We start from the raw sequence: 13,474 nt of genomic DNA on the forward strand, positions 1-13,474 counted from the left end.
AGGAGAGTCGTGATGAACAAATCTATTCTTGCAGTGGCGGTGACCATTGCGAGCTTAACGCTTGCAGGGTGCGGTACAGAAGCCAACCAAGCAGCGCAGCAACCCCATTTACAACCTATTGACGTAGCAAAAGTGCTTGTTAAACCAGTACAAAATTGGCACACCTATACTACGCGTTTAGAAGCGCCACAAGAAGTTGCACTTATGCCGCGTGTTTCGGGTGTTATCGATAAAATTAATTTTAAAGAAGGCGACAGCGTAAAAGAAGGGGATTTACTATTTACCCTTGATGCACGTCCTTTTGCAGCAGTGGTTGATAGCCTAAAAGCACAAATCGAAAGTGCTAAGGCTGCATTGGAGCAAGCTAAAAGCGAAGCTAAACGCGCAGAGCGTTTAACCGAGCGTAAAGCTATTTCAACTGAGCAAGCTGAGTCTCGTAAATCAACACTCAGACAACGCGAAGCGCAGCTACTAGCACTACAGGCCGAGCTTACAGCCGCTGAACTTGATTTAGAGTTTACCCAAGTACGTTCGCCAATTGATGGTGTGGTATCACGTGCCAATATAACTAAAGGTAACAACGTGCTTGCAGGTCAAAGCGTGTTAACAAGCATTGTATCAAACCAGCAAATGTATGCTTATTTTGATATTGATGAGCGCACCTGGAACCAGTCATTTGCTGATGTGACAGCGCAAAGTGAACAAGCGGTTGTGATGCAAAAGGTGGGTGAGTCTCGCTTTAACTTTAACGGCAAAATCAACTTCATTGATAACCAAATCAACCAAACTACCGGGACCCTTCGCGTGCGTGCTGTGTTTGCAAACGATGAGCATCAACTTCGCGCGGGGTCATTCGCTCGCATTAAGCTTGCAGCCAATAAGGTGAGTGAAAAAGTTATCGTGCCAGAGCGATCAATTGGCACAGATTTAAAAAATCGCTTTGTACTCACTGTGGGTGAGGGCAATGTTCTTGAATATAAATTAGTGACGGTAGGTGAGCGTTACGGCAGCTTACGAGCAATTACATCGGGTCTAAACGAAAACGATGTGATTGCTGTGAATGGCCCTGCGCGTGTTGGTCCTGGTATGCCAATTTCACCAAACACAGTAACCATTAATAGCGATGGTATTGCGTTCACTCTTTCAAATAATCATTCAGATTTGGTTGCTAAACAGTAGGGCAAAATGAAATTTTCACACTTTTTTATCCAGCGACCCATCTTTGCAGCGATGCTGTCGCTTATTTTTCTTATCGCAGGGGCAATCTCGTTATTTCAATTGCCGGTGAGTGAGTATCCAGAGGTGGTGCCGCCAACAGTTGTTGTAACGGCAAGTTACCCAGGTGCAAACCCGACGGTGATAGCTGAAACGGTGGCAACGCCGCTTGAGCAAGAAATCAATGGTACAGAAAACATGTTGTATATGTTTTCGCAAGCAACCAGTGATGGCCGTATGACGTTAACGGTAACCTTTGCGTTAGGCACTGATTTAGACCGTGCGCAAGTACAAGTGCAAAACCGTGTTAACAGTGCGCTACCACGCTTACCACAAGAAGTTCAGCGTTTAGGTGTTGTAGCAGAAAAATCATCACCAGATTTAACCATGGTGGTGCATTTATATTCACCAGAAAAGACCCATGATACGACTTACTTAGCCAATTATGCTGACCTGTATATCAAAGACCAAATTGCGCGTCTTCCTGGGGTGGGGGATGTACGCATGTTTGGTGGTGGTCAATACTCAATGCGGGTATGGCTAAATCCAGATGCGCTATCGGCACGTGATTTAACAGCAATGGATGTGGTAAATGCATTACGCGCGCAAAACCAACAGGTTGCTGCGGGTAGCTTAGGTGCACAACCTACGTCGAAAAGTAATCAATTCCAAATTCTGATGAATGTTAAAGGGCGCTTAAGCTCACAAGAAGAATTTGAAAATGTGATCATCAAAGTGGGTGAGCAAGGTCAGCTTACACGCTTAAGTGATGTTGCACGCCTTGAGTTAGGCCAAGATACGTATGCACTAAGAGCAATGCTAGATGGTCAACCAGCCTTGGCTATGCCTGTATTTCAACGCCCAGGTTCTAATGCGATTGAGCTTTCGGATCAAGTGCGTGAAACCATGAAAGAGCTATCAAAAGACTTTCCGGCAGGCGTTGAATACGACATAGTTTATGACCCAACTATTTTCGTACGCGGCTCTATCGATGCTGTTATTAAAACGCTACTTGAAGCAATCGCGTTAGTAGTTATCGTTGTGGTGGTGTTTTTACAAACATGGCGTGCATCGGTTATCCCGCTTATTGCAGTACCCGTATCTTTGATTGGTACGTTTGCTGTTATGCAATGGCTTGGCGTTTCAATCAATACTTTATCGTTATTCGGCTTGGTGCTTGCAATTGGTATTGTTGTTGATGATGCCATTGTTGTAGTTGAAAACGTTGAACGTAATATCGAGCAAGGTTTATCACCACTTGAAGCAACCCGTGTCGCCATGACAGAAGTAACTGGACCAATTATCGCTATTGCCTTAGTGCTGTGTGCGGTATTTATTCCGACGGCTTTTATTACGGGGTTATCTGGTCAATTTTATAAGCAATTTGCGTTAACTATTACTATTTCAACGGTTATCTCAGCGTTTAACTCGTTAACACTATCGCCTGCATTATCAGCGTTATTATTAAAAGGCCATGATGCAAAACCAGACCGCTTAACGAAGTTATTAAACCGTGTATTTGGCAACTGGTTATTTAAACCTTTTAACCGCTTGTTTGATAAAGGTGCAAATGGCTACGAAAAGCTGGTGCAAAAACTGATTCGTATGAGTGTGATTGTATTAGTTGCCTATGTTGCCCTTGTGGGTGGCACAGTAAAATTGTTTGACGCTGTACCAGGTGGCTTTATTCCACAGCAAGATAAGCAATATTTAGTGGCTGTTGCACAGTTACCTGATGCTGCAAGCTTAGATAGAACCCAAGAAGTTGTGCAAGAAATGGAAAAAATTGCATTACAAGTACCGGGTGTTGCAAACACAGTATCGTTCCCAGGTTTATCGGTGAATGGTTTCACTAATAGTCCTAATAGCGGCATTGTGTTTACTCCGCTTGCCCCTTTTGAAGAGCGTCAAGATCCGAGTATGTCGGCAATGGCGATTGCGGCGCAGTTAAATCAAAAGTTTGCGACTATTGATGAAGCGTTTGTTGCGGTATTTCCGCCACCGCCAATTCAAGGTTTAGGTACAACAGGTGGCTTTAAACTACAAATTGAAGACCGTGCTAACAAAGGTTTTGAAGCACTCTTTAATAGCTTACAAGCAACCATTGCTAAAGCGCAGCAAGACCCTGCATTAATGGGGCTTTACTCAAGCTTTAGAATTCAAGTGCCACAAATGGATATAGACATTGACCGTGAGCAAGCGCTGATTCAAGGCATTCCACTTGATGAAGTATTTAACGCCTTACAAGTGTACTTAGGTTCGATGTATGTGAATGACTTCAACTTGTTTGGTCGTACTTATCAGGTTAATGCACAAGCTGATGCTGATTATCGCCAAGATCCTGAGCAAATTTTGAATCTTAAAGTACGTAACCGCATGGGTGAGATGGTGCCACTTGGTTCTGTATTAACGGTCACGCCAACAACAGGCCCAGATCGTGTAATGCACTATAACGGTTACCCTACAGCTGAACTAAATGGTAGCCCAGCGCCAGGTTATAGCTCTGACCAAGCACAGCATGCGATTGAAGCAATTCTTGCAGAAACATTACCTAATGGTATTGAGTTTGAGTGGACAGAAGTAACCTATCAGCAAATATTAGCGGGTAATACCATGGTGTATGTTTTCCCACTCGTTGTATTGCTCGTGTTCATGGTACTTGCTGCGCAATACGAGAGCTTAAGACTACCACTGGCGATTATTTTGATTGTGCCTATGACTATTTTCTCGGCCTTGTTAGGTGTGTGGCTTGTAGGTGATGACAACAACATCTTTACGCAAATTGCATTAATTGTACTCGTTGCACTAGCAAGTAAAAATGCCATCTTAATGGTTGAGTTTGCACGAGATCAGCATAAAACGGGAATGCCTCACCTTGAAGCCATTATTAAAGCGTGTCGCTTACGACTTCGTCCAATTTTAATGACGTCAATAGCTTTTACAGCAGGTGTTGTACCCCTTGTTTTAGCCACAGGTGCTGGTGCTGAGATGCGTCATGCAATGGGTAACGCGGTGTTCTCAGGCATGATTGGTGTCACCGTGTTTGGCTTATTATTCACCCCGGTGTTTTATATGTTAGTAACGAAAAAATCGCAGAAGGAGCAAGATGATGCATAAGCCTCTTCATGCAATCTTTAAACAAGGCAAAGTTTTAAGTGCAATACTGTTAGCTGGCGTATTAACTGGGTGCGCTCAAAGCGTCGATATGCAAGAGCAGCAAGTGAGCCTGACACAATTTGTAAGCGATACACAAATTGGTGAACAAAACCAAGGTGCGAGCGAAAATAACTGGTGGCGTCGTTTTGATTCAGCGCAGTTAAACAATTTAGTGACTGATGCATTAGCAATGAATCACGATTTAAAAACCAGTCAACTTCAACTGGATGCAGCCATTGCCCGTTTAGGTGCAGCCCGTGCGGATTATTATCCGCAGGGCAGCCTAAGCGTAGGCGCAGAGCGGAGCAGTTTAGATGGCGCAATTACGCGCCAATCAAACGCAGGGGTAAACGTAAACTGGCAGCTTGATTTGTTTGGCCGAATTACCGCGTTAGTCGATGCTGCCAATGCGGGGGCACTCAACCAAGCAGAACAGCTCAGAGCATTACAGGTTGAAGTGGTTTCAGCCGTAGTGCAAGGCTATGTAAGCTATCAAGGTAATGTGCAAAAGCAAGCTATTATCGAGATGCAAATCGAAGCGCTCGAGCAAAGTATTGATGTGCTCAAAGCCCGAGTAGAAGAGGGGGTTGCGAATGAGCTTGATCTTAACCGTACTCTTGCTCAGTTAAAGCAGCAACAAGCCCTTATTCCTGAGCTTAGTTATTTGCAATATCGCGACTTGGCAACCCTTGCGGTACTGACAGGGCGACTCGCAAGTGACATATCATTGATAGAAGAGCCTGAGTTATTAAGCCACGAATTTAGTGTGTCGTTTAATAAAGCCAGTGAAGCAATGGCACTGAGACCCGATATCACCAGTGCCTTGTATCAGTTTAGTCAGGCTTATTCACTGAGTGTTGCAGCTTCCAAAGCGTTACTGCCCGATATTAGTCTGGCAGGGTTTGCAGGCGTAGTGAGCTTAACTAGCAATGGTTTAGAAGATACCGTACAGCAATGGCAAGTGACGCCAAAAGTTGAATGGTCATTGCTGAGTTATCCTGCATTATTAGCTCAACGTGATGCGCAGCAATTTTTAAGTGAAGCGGCTTATAGTGATTACCAAAGTAAAGTGTTAAAAGCGATAAGCGACAGTGAACTTACGCTGCAAAGGTTAGTCAAACAAAGTGAGCAGTTGAACTTCGCTGACGAGCGTTTTAATTATGCGAATAAAGCATTTGGTCAAGCACAAGCAATGTACGAAGAAGGGCAAATTCCTTACTTAGAGTTGTTAGATGCTCGACAGGATGTTTTAATAGCGCAAGAAAATGCTGTTGATTCAACCATTGCTTCATTGCAGGCCAAAGTGAGCGCTTATCAAGCGTTTAATGGTCGCTGGAGCTTTGAACTAAACAACCTTTAACTCAGAGTATTAAATGTCACATATTCAAAAAAACACTGATCTTCCTTCAACAATGCGCGCACTAGCACTGCTTGAGCCTAATGACGCTATCGCGTTATCGGAGTTATCTGTGCCAGTCCCTTGCCCTGAAGGCAACGAGCTTTTGATCAAAGTTGAATATGTGGGCTTAAACCATGGGGATGCTAACTTTGCAAAGCAGGGGTTTTGCAAGTGGAGTTATCCCCATATACTTGGTCATGATGCTGTGGGTGTTGTGATTCATGCCAATAAAGGTGTGTTTCCTGGCGTAGGCGCACGTGTTGTGTGGCACGCTAGCCTTGGCGACCAAGGTGTATTATCTGAATACACAACAGTGCCAAACTATGCAGTGTCGGTTGTGCCAGATAACGTCTCACCGTGTGATGCTGCAACTTTACCGTGTTCAGGTATGACGGCATTAATTGCCCTTGATAAATTGCAGCTAAGCGAAGGGGATTCACTGTTTATTGATGCAGGCGCAGGGGGGGTAGGTCAGTTTGCTATTCAATTTGCTAAGCAACGTGGGGCAACTGTATTTACCACTGCCAGCAAACACAATCATAAGTTACTTAAGCAACTAGGTGCTGATGTGGTGTTTGATTACAAAGACCCAAAACTTGAAGATAAAATTCGTCGTGAGCTTGGCCCCCAAGGTTTTGATGCCGTGCTTGACTGTATTGGTGGCGATACCACCATTCGTAACGTTGAGTTAATGCGTTTTTGTGGCCACATTGCGTGTTTAAATGAACTACCTAAATTTGAACAAGAGCTCATGTTCAGGCGTGCACCTAACATTGGCATTGTGTCTTTAGGCGGTGCGTGGCTTGCAAATAGCTTATGTGCTCAGCAAAGGCTGAGTTTTATGGGTAATTTATTACTTGATAATGCAGCTAGAGGCGAGATCAAATTGCCGCAAATTCATGCTGTAGATTTTACCGCTGAAGCTGTTTCAACTGCATTAAATAAACAACTTGCTGGTGGCTTAACTGGCAAACAAGTTGTACAAGTAAGTGGTTAGGTTTGCGAACGAGTAACCCAATTATCTTGTTTGATGGTCAGTGCAACCTGTGCCATTTTTGTGTGCGCTTTATTCTTCGCTTTGATAAAAGTATGACTTTTAAACTTTGCCCGATCCAAAGTGACAAAGGTGAACATTTATTAAAGGCGCATCAAGTTGACGATCCACTTTCCTCAATGTTAGTGATTGATAAAAACCAGCGGTATAAACAAAGTGATGCTGTGTTATTTATTGCCACTAAATTAGGTTTTCCATTTTCCCTTGCTAAAGTGTTTTATCTAATCCCAAAAGGCTTGCGTGATCGTTTTTATGATTGGGTTGGTCGTAACCGGTACCGATTCTTTGGAAAGCAAACACAGTGCAGATTGCTGACTGAAAAACAAAAACAGCATTTTCTATAAACTTTTTATTTAAAGCTTGCTATTGTCGTTATTGGGAACGAACAACAACAATAACAAAAAATGAACATTCTCTATTTACTCTTAGCAACGTTTTACATCGCTCTATTGATGTTACAACCTGCGCTTCCACAAGCTATTACTGCGCTATTAAAAGCAATGCCAATACTCTTTTTAATTGTGATGGTAGTTAAATATCGAGAGCAATTTCAAAGTCGTACTGTTATTACTTTATTATTAGCTCTTAGTTTTTCAGTGCTAGGGGATGTACTGCTAGCCCTTGATACAGGGCAACTGTTTATAGGCGGTTTAGCTGCATTCTTTGTTAGTCACTTATTTTACATCATCACAATGCTACCCGTTAAAAAGTACCGCACTGATGTGTTGCTACTTTATTTATTTTTAGCGATAGGGGTATTTTGCTTATTGTATCCCACTTTAAATGAAATGCTTATCCCTGTGGTTTTCTATACGATTGTTTTGATGACAATGGCAAGCCTTACTTGGATGACAGATAAATCGAACGGCTTCTTAGTATTAGGTGGGGCGGTTTTTGTCATATCTGACTCAATATTGGCTTTGAATCGTTTTTATATGCCCTTTTCTTACGCTGATATCGCTATTATGTGTAGTTATTATTTAGCACAATTTTGTTTAGTGAAAGGTTTTTTACAAGCTACAGACAAAAGCCAATAGGCTTTGTGGCTGTGTTAGCTTAGCCGTGATAAAATACGCGCGTTTAAATTTTTGAGATCTCCCATGGCAAATACAGCGCACGCACTGCACATTTTAGTTAAACACAAAGAACAAGCTGAAGACATTATCAAGCAACTTAAAAAGGGTGCTAAATTTCAAACTTTAGCTAAGAAACATTCAACCTGTCCGTCGGGTAAAAAAGGCGGTGACTTGGGTGAATTTAGACGTGGTCAAATGGTGCCACAGTTTGACAAAGTAGCATTCAGCGGCGAAATCTTAGAGCCACATCTAGTGAAAACGCGCTTTGGTTGGCATGTAATTAAAGTGCTGTATAGAACGTAAAGTTAAAGTCTTAGGTTTTTAACTCATTTTTGGACAGAAACGAGCTACGTACTGAGGACAGCTTTGTTAAAAAAGTAGCTATTCACTCAGCTGGGTTTTGAATGAAAGGTGTACATGTATGCGGCCTTTCGATTGAATTAATCTTATAAATATAAATTACTTGGGGGCTTTACAATCCACTCTGTAGCTTCCGTAATAACTCTTTTGCTACCACTTTGCTTGAATTCGGGTTTTGCCCTGTAATCAATCTGCCATCAGCAATTGCATAAGAAGTAAAAGGTATAAACTTCTTATTATAACTTGCACCCAAAGCAACCAGTTCATCTTCAAGCGAAAACGGAACTTCGCCTGTTAAGCCCGCCAGCCACTCTTCTGTATTTGAAAAGCCCGTAATGAGCTTCCCGGCAATCAGCGGTGTTCCCTCTGATGATTCAAGATTTAATAATGCAGCGGCTCCATGACAAACAGATGTAATATATCCGCCTTGGTTATATATGCCTTCGGCAAGGCGCTTTAAATCCTTATTGTTTCTGAAGTCCCACATTGTTCCGTGTCCTCCGGCAAAATAGATAGCAAAATAATCGTCTGAGGTTAGATTTCTAGCATCATGTGTGTTTGTAAGCATAGTTTTGAAATCAGGATCGTTTAAATGACTTTTAGCCGATTTATCCATATACAACCAACCTAAGCTTCTATCATCAAGCGGTGTGTTACCACCTACTGGGCTGGCAATATCTACACTGAAGCCAGCGGCGATTATCAAATCATAGAAGTGCGTTAACTCTGTTAGCCACAAACCCGTTTTATCTTCACGACTAGGATATTCTTCATGATTTGTCACTATGATTAAGACTTTTTTTGTCTGTTGTTTATTAATATTCAAAATGTGGTCTCCTGTTGCTGAGCAGGCCCAGAGTAAACTAATGCATAATGATAAAGTAACAATCTTAATCCAACTATCCATCACTTTACCTCTAACGATTTTCTAATAGTGTTTGTGCCAACCCATCTCTGTAAGAGGTAATCTTAAAATCAGGGAAACGCGCTTTAAATTTATCTGACACAAATAAGTTATCATCTTCATAACGGGGCAACAGTTCTAACGTTTCTCGCACTGGCTTACTCACAAAGCTAAGAAGCTTTAATTGCCATTTTTTTAACACGGTGTATTTACTGTTAGCTTCAAGTATGTCGCTTGCAATATCTATTAACTGCTTGTAGGTAAGTCTGTTATCATCACAAGGTAAATGCCATGTCTGGCCATAGGCATCAGATGTGTTCCCTAACAACGCCATTGCTTTGCTTGCATCTGGTGTGTAAATCAAAGTACGCAATGTTTTATCACTGATAAATACCTTAGCTGATTCGCCTGCGCGTAACTTATCGAGTACCGTGGTATTGGTAATGCTCTGTGTTTTGCCGGGACCATAAAATTCTGGCGCACGGCAAATGATTGCTTGTACCCGGCCTTCATTCATTGCATCCAGCAGCATTTTGGCAAGCAATCCTCTGACCCTGCCTTTTTCGCCATAAGGCTCAAATCGTATTTCTTCGGTGAGTAATTCATTGGTTTGAGGGTACATGTAGGTGTTATCAAAATAGACAAGCTTTGCTTTATGCATTGCACAGGCATCAATGACGTTGCGCATCATTAGAGGAAACTGCTCTACCCACATGGCCGTATCAATTGGTAGCCCTGCGGTTAAATAAACGACTTCTGAGCCTTCAACCGCTTTCTGGGTTTCAACAGCATCAAGAAGATTGGCGCTAACCAATTCATCTGTGTCGTTTACTCTGTTCGGGGTTCTACTTACCAACCGAATATTATCTGTGAAGTCTTTTTTCAGTGCTAAAGCGAGCTCGCTACCGATTTGACCATTAGCCCCAAGTATTGTTTGCATACTGATTTACCTCGTTGGATGTCGTATATATTGAATCATAAGGTTAAAGTTAACTTTAATGTCAATGACTAAATTTACACTTTTTCTTATCTGCACCACCCTAATATCACAAGCACAATTTATTCGTTTCTCATATTGACCTTAAAGCTGTGTTTAAGGTTAGGCTTATTCAACGCGTTAGTTTCTTTCTGATTACGGTTTGTTTTTTGAAGTAAGAGTAGCTCCTTGAGAGCCTTTAACAACAGTTATTGCAGATAGATGATTTTGGTCAACACCAAAAAACAATTTAGTAATTCAAAGCTTGAGGTAAGCATAATGAACACAAAACAAGTGGTAAAAGTTGTTGGAATTGGGGTCGGATTGTTAATAAGTTCAGTGAGCGTGCAAAGCGCGACTGAAAAAAACAAAAAAGATGTATCTATCATTGATATTGCGGGTCACGAAGTTCCTGTGACTAAAGGAGGACTATATGACCGATTTCGCTCTAATCCTCCTTTATCTGTTATACGAGATGAAGCGCCAGATGTTGATTTAAGCTGGTTTGAAGGGATTCAGAAAACAAAAGTGGATGCTGGGTTTGAAACTTATTCTCCTAATTTTTACTATGAAAATAGCCGTATTACAGCTGTTTATACTGCTGATTTAGATCGCCTTAAAGCACTCATGCCAGCAAAGGTGTTGGAAAGCGTAGAACCATTACAAGTTTGGCCGGGAAGAGGTTTGGTGGCGTTAACAGCATACGCATATCACTATTGTGACAATGACAGCTACAACGAAATTGCTCTTTCAATCATAACCAGCAAACCAAGCGATTCAAGCTGGGGGCCATTTACATTGATGGGGCAATCGATTTCCAAAGACTATTGGGGCTACGTTTTAAAGCTTCCCGTTGATACAGAACTTGCAAGAGTACGCGGTGTGGTGGGCTATAACCTGCCAAAATGGTTAACACAAATTAATTACAGCCAAAGCAACAAGGCTATTCGCTTTGAAATCTTCGACAAAGAGACTGGAAAAATGGATTTCGCTATTCAAGGCGAAAAGTTGAAAGACCTGTCGTCTAATGAGGACTTTGTAACGAACAGCTTTACCAATGTGGATGCACAGGGAAAACTTATTTCCGGTTACGCTGTTTCTCGCCAGCTTTCTCATGGCTCAACAATGGATGACGATGCCATCCAATTGACGTTGAGTAATGGTAGTTTTTCGGAGTACATCAAATCCCTAGATTTAGGCGAAATGGTAAAGTACGAATACGTCCCTGACTTTCAAAGTGCCTTGTATACTCCTAAACCATTAAAGTAAGTGATGCACGAATACTATGATGCCATTTGGGTCACAACTGAATGGCTTAATCATTTCGTAATGTATGAACAGAACTCAGTAGCTTTTAAATACCTTTAAGCTAAAGTTAACTTGAATAAATAGCATCGTGGTAAATAAATATTATGAAAATTGGTGAACTTTCGAAAAGGACTGGCTTAGCGACATCTAAAATTCGTTTCTACGAAGACATAGGATTATTGAGACTGGTAAAACGCTCTGCCAACGGCTATCGTACTTATCCGCCAGAAGCAGAGGTGATTTTGAACCTCATTTCCAATGGTCAAAAAGCAGGATTTAGTTTGGATGAATTGCGTAAGCTACTGCCTGCGGATTTAGAACACTGGCAGCACGACAATCTGTTGGACGCACTTCATCAAAAGCTTGTTGATATTGAAGATTTAGAAAAGAAGCTTGCCGAAAATAAACAGCAATTAAAAAGCATTCTTGCTGAAATAGAAGAAAAACCTGACGATATTGACTGTGCAGATAATGCCAAACGCGTAATATCTCAAATAGGTTTAGGTAAAAGCGCCAGCTCAGATAGCAAAACCAAAAAGTAAGCTTCTCCGAGCTAATGCAAAACGGTGAAATGACGTTACTTCTTACCTAAAGTCAGTTTCAAAGCAATATCTGCAAATTTACCAAATGGAGCACGAAGTAGATCAGCGAAATTCCAATAACTTTGTTCATAGGTTCCCTTTGCATGACTCATTGATTTAAAGCCTTCAATGCCATGATAAGCGCCCATTCCACTTGGGCCAATTCCTCCAAATGGCAGATCGTCTTGAGCAACATGCATCAATGTATTGTTGATCCCTACGTTACCCGATGTTGTGTTGCTCAAAAGCTTTTTACAGTCTGAATCCTTTTCTCCAAAATAATAAAGCGCCAGAGGGCGTGGCCTAGCATTAATATAATCGATAGCCTCTTGCATTGTACGATAAGTTTTTACTGGCAATAGAGGCCCAAATATTTCTTCTCGCATTATTGCAGAGTTATCGTCAGGGTTAATGACTAGCGTGGGAGCAATCGTTCTAATCCGGTCATTCGCACTTTCAGGCAGTAACCCCGCCTCAACAATCTTAGCGCCACGGTGTCGAGCATCTTCAATTAACCCGATTAGCCGCTGTTTGTGCCTGTCATTCACGATTGAGGTGTAATCTTTACCTGTTGGGCCATCAGGATAGAATTTACTAACAGTATCTGAAAACTGAGTCACGAATGTATCTAAATCCTGCTCGTGAATAAGTGCGTAGTCAGGAGCAACACATGTCTGGCCCCCATTTGATAACTTTCCAAACACTAATCTTTGCATTGTTTTTTGCTTTACTTGGCCTTTCGCGATAACTGTGGGACTTTTACCACCCAATTCCAAGGTAAGTGGAACCAGATTGTCGCTGGCTGCTTTCATCACTTTATGACCCACTGTTGTACTACCAGTAAAAAGCAAATGATCAAATGATTGACGGCTAAACTCAGCACCGACATCTGCGCCACCAATAATGACAGCCACTTCCTCAGGCTCAAACACCCCTTCAATTAATTGCTTGATGAGATTGCTTGTTCGTGGAGTGAGTTCTGATGGTTTTACCATTGCCCTATTACCTGCCGCAAGTGCGGTGGCAAGCGGGATTAACGTAAGAGAAAGGGGATAATTCCAAGGTGCCATAATACCAATTACACCTTTAGGCTGGTAATCAACATACGTCTTACCTGCACGGAAAAAAAGCCCGACGTGCCTATGTTCCCGTTTCATAAATTTACGTAAATTCTTGATCATGTAATCGATGGATTGAATGATGCCAAAGAATTCTAAAACGTCTGTTTCATGGGAGGAGCGATAACCAAAGTCTTCACTCACGGCAGCCTTTAAAGGCTCTCTATACGCTAATATTGCAGCTTTCAATTTTTTTAAATCAGCCTTCCGCTTACGAATAGTCGTAGCCGGGCTTTTCAAAAAAGCTTCACGTTGCTTCGATAATGTTGCGTCCATACTCTCTTTTGACGCGAAAGATAAGGGATCAATCATATTTTACCTTAAATA

General features: G+C 41.9%; 12 protein-coding genes. 9 read left to right on the forward strand and 3 right to left on the reverse strand.

The window, feature by feature from the left end; all coding sequences use genetic code 11:
• The first annotated feature begins 12 nt into the window (after positions 1-12).
• The 7 genes from L3V41_RS07395 (at position 13) to ppiC (ending at position 8,203) form a co-directional block, all read left to right on the forward strand.
• A complete protein-coding gene (locus L3V41_RS07395; RefSeq protein WP_237115612.1) occupies positions 13-1,179 on the forward strand; it encodes an efflux RND transporter periplasmic adaptor subunit in 1,167 nt (388 codons plus the stop codon).
• A 6-nt stretch (positions 1,180-1,185) separates the two neighbouring features.
• Positions 1,186-4,332 carry a multidrug efflux RND transporter permease subunit gene (locus L3V41_RS07400; protein WP_062567956.1) on the forward strand — a complete coding sequence of 1,049 codons (3,147 nt, stop codon included), beginning with the start codon at positions 1,186-1,188 and terminating at the stop codon, positions 4,330-4,332.
• Entirely contained in the window at positions 4,325-5,731 is a 1,407-nt protein-coding gene (locus L3V41_RS07405; RefSeq protein ID WP_237127599.1) for a TolC family protein, read from the forward strand. The genes L3V41_RS07400 and L3V41_RS07405 overlap by 8 nt, the downstream gene beginning before the upstream one ends.
• A gap of 13 nt (positions 5,732-5,744) precedes the next feature.
• Positions 5,745-6,767 (forward strand): zinc-binding dehydrogenase, encoded by a 1,023-nt coding sequence (locus L3V41_RS07410; RefSeq protein WP_062567955.1) that lies wholly within the window; start codon positions 5,745-5,747, stop codon positions 6,765-6,767.
• A 26-nt stretch (positions 6,768-6,793) separates the two neighbouring features.
• Positions 6,794-7,168 (forward strand): DCC1-like thiol-disulfide oxidoreductase family protein, encoded by a 375-nt coding sequence (locus L3V41_RS07415; protein ID WP_267135587.1) that lies wholly within the window; start codon positions 6,794-6,796, stop codon positions 7,166-7,168.
• A gap of 60 nt (positions 7,169-7,228) precedes the next feature.
• Entirely contained in the window at positions 7,229-7,861 is a 633-nt protein-coding gene (locus L3V41_RS07420; RefSeq protein WP_237127457.1) for a lysoplasmalogenase, read from the forward strand.
• Between the two features lie 63 nt (positions 7,862-7,924).
• Positions 7,925-8,203 (forward strand): peptidylprolyl isomerase PpiC, encoded by a 279-nt coding sequence (ppiC, locus tag L3V41_RS07425; RefSeq protein ID WP_055021968.1) that lies wholly within the window; start codon positions 7,925-7,927, stop codon positions 8,201-8,203.
• A 169-nt stretch (positions 8,204-8,372) separates the two neighbouring features.
• Here ppiC and L3V41_RS07430 read toward each other — a convergent pair whose 3' ends face one another.
• Together L3V41_RS07430 and L3V41_RS07435 are read right to left on the reverse strand one after the other, a co-directional pair.
• A complete protein-coding gene (locus L3V41_RS07430) occupies positions 8,373-9,167 on the reverse strand; it encodes a type 1 glutamine amidotransferase domain-containing protein (protein WP_237127458.1) in 795 nt (264 codons plus the stop codon).
• Positions 9,168-9,177: 10 nt separating this feature from the next.
• Positions 9,178-10,104 carry an NAD-dependent epimerase/dehydratase family protein gene (locus tag L3V41_RS07435; RefSeq protein WP_237127459.1) on the reverse strand — a complete coding sequence of 309 codons (927 nt, stop codon included), beginning with the start codon at positions 10,102-10,104 and terminating at the stop codon, positions 9,178-9,180.
• Positions 10,105-10,419: 315 nt separating this feature from the next.
• On the opposite strand from L3V41_RS07435, the gene L3V41_RS07440 reads away from it, so the two are divergent.
• Together L3V41_RS07440 and L3V41_RS07445 are read left to right on the forward strand one after the other, a co-directional pair.
• A complete protein-coding gene (locus L3V41_RS07440; RefSeq protein ID WP_237127460.1) occupies positions 10,420-11,409 on the forward strand; it encodes a hypothetical protein in 990 nt (329 codons plus the stop codon).
• A gap of 143 nt (positions 11,410-11,552) precedes the next feature.
• Positions 11,553-11,990 (forward strand): MerR family transcriptional regulator, encoded by a 438-nt coding sequence (locus tag L3V41_RS07445; protein WP_237127461.1) that lies wholly within the window; start codon positions 11,553-11,555, stop codon positions 11,988-11,990.
• 35 nt (positions 11,991-12,025) lie between these two features.
• Here the strand turns inward: L3V41_RS07445 and L3V41_RS07450 are convergent, their stop codons facing one another.
• Positions 12,026-13,459, reverse strand: a complete 1,434-nt coding sequence (locus L3V41_RS07450) for a coniferyl aldehyde dehydrogenase (protein WP_237127462.1) — start codon at positions 13,457-13,459, stop codon at positions 12,026-12,028.
• Between the last annotated feature and the right edge of the window lie 15 nt (positions 13,460-13,474).

The sequence above is a fragment of the Pseudoalteromonas sp. L21 genome, from assembly GCF_021728035.1.
GTDB classification, from domain to species: Bacteria; Pseudomonadota; Gammaproteobacteria; order Enterobacterales; family Alteromonadaceae; genus Pseudoalteromonas; species Pseudoalteromonas arabiensis.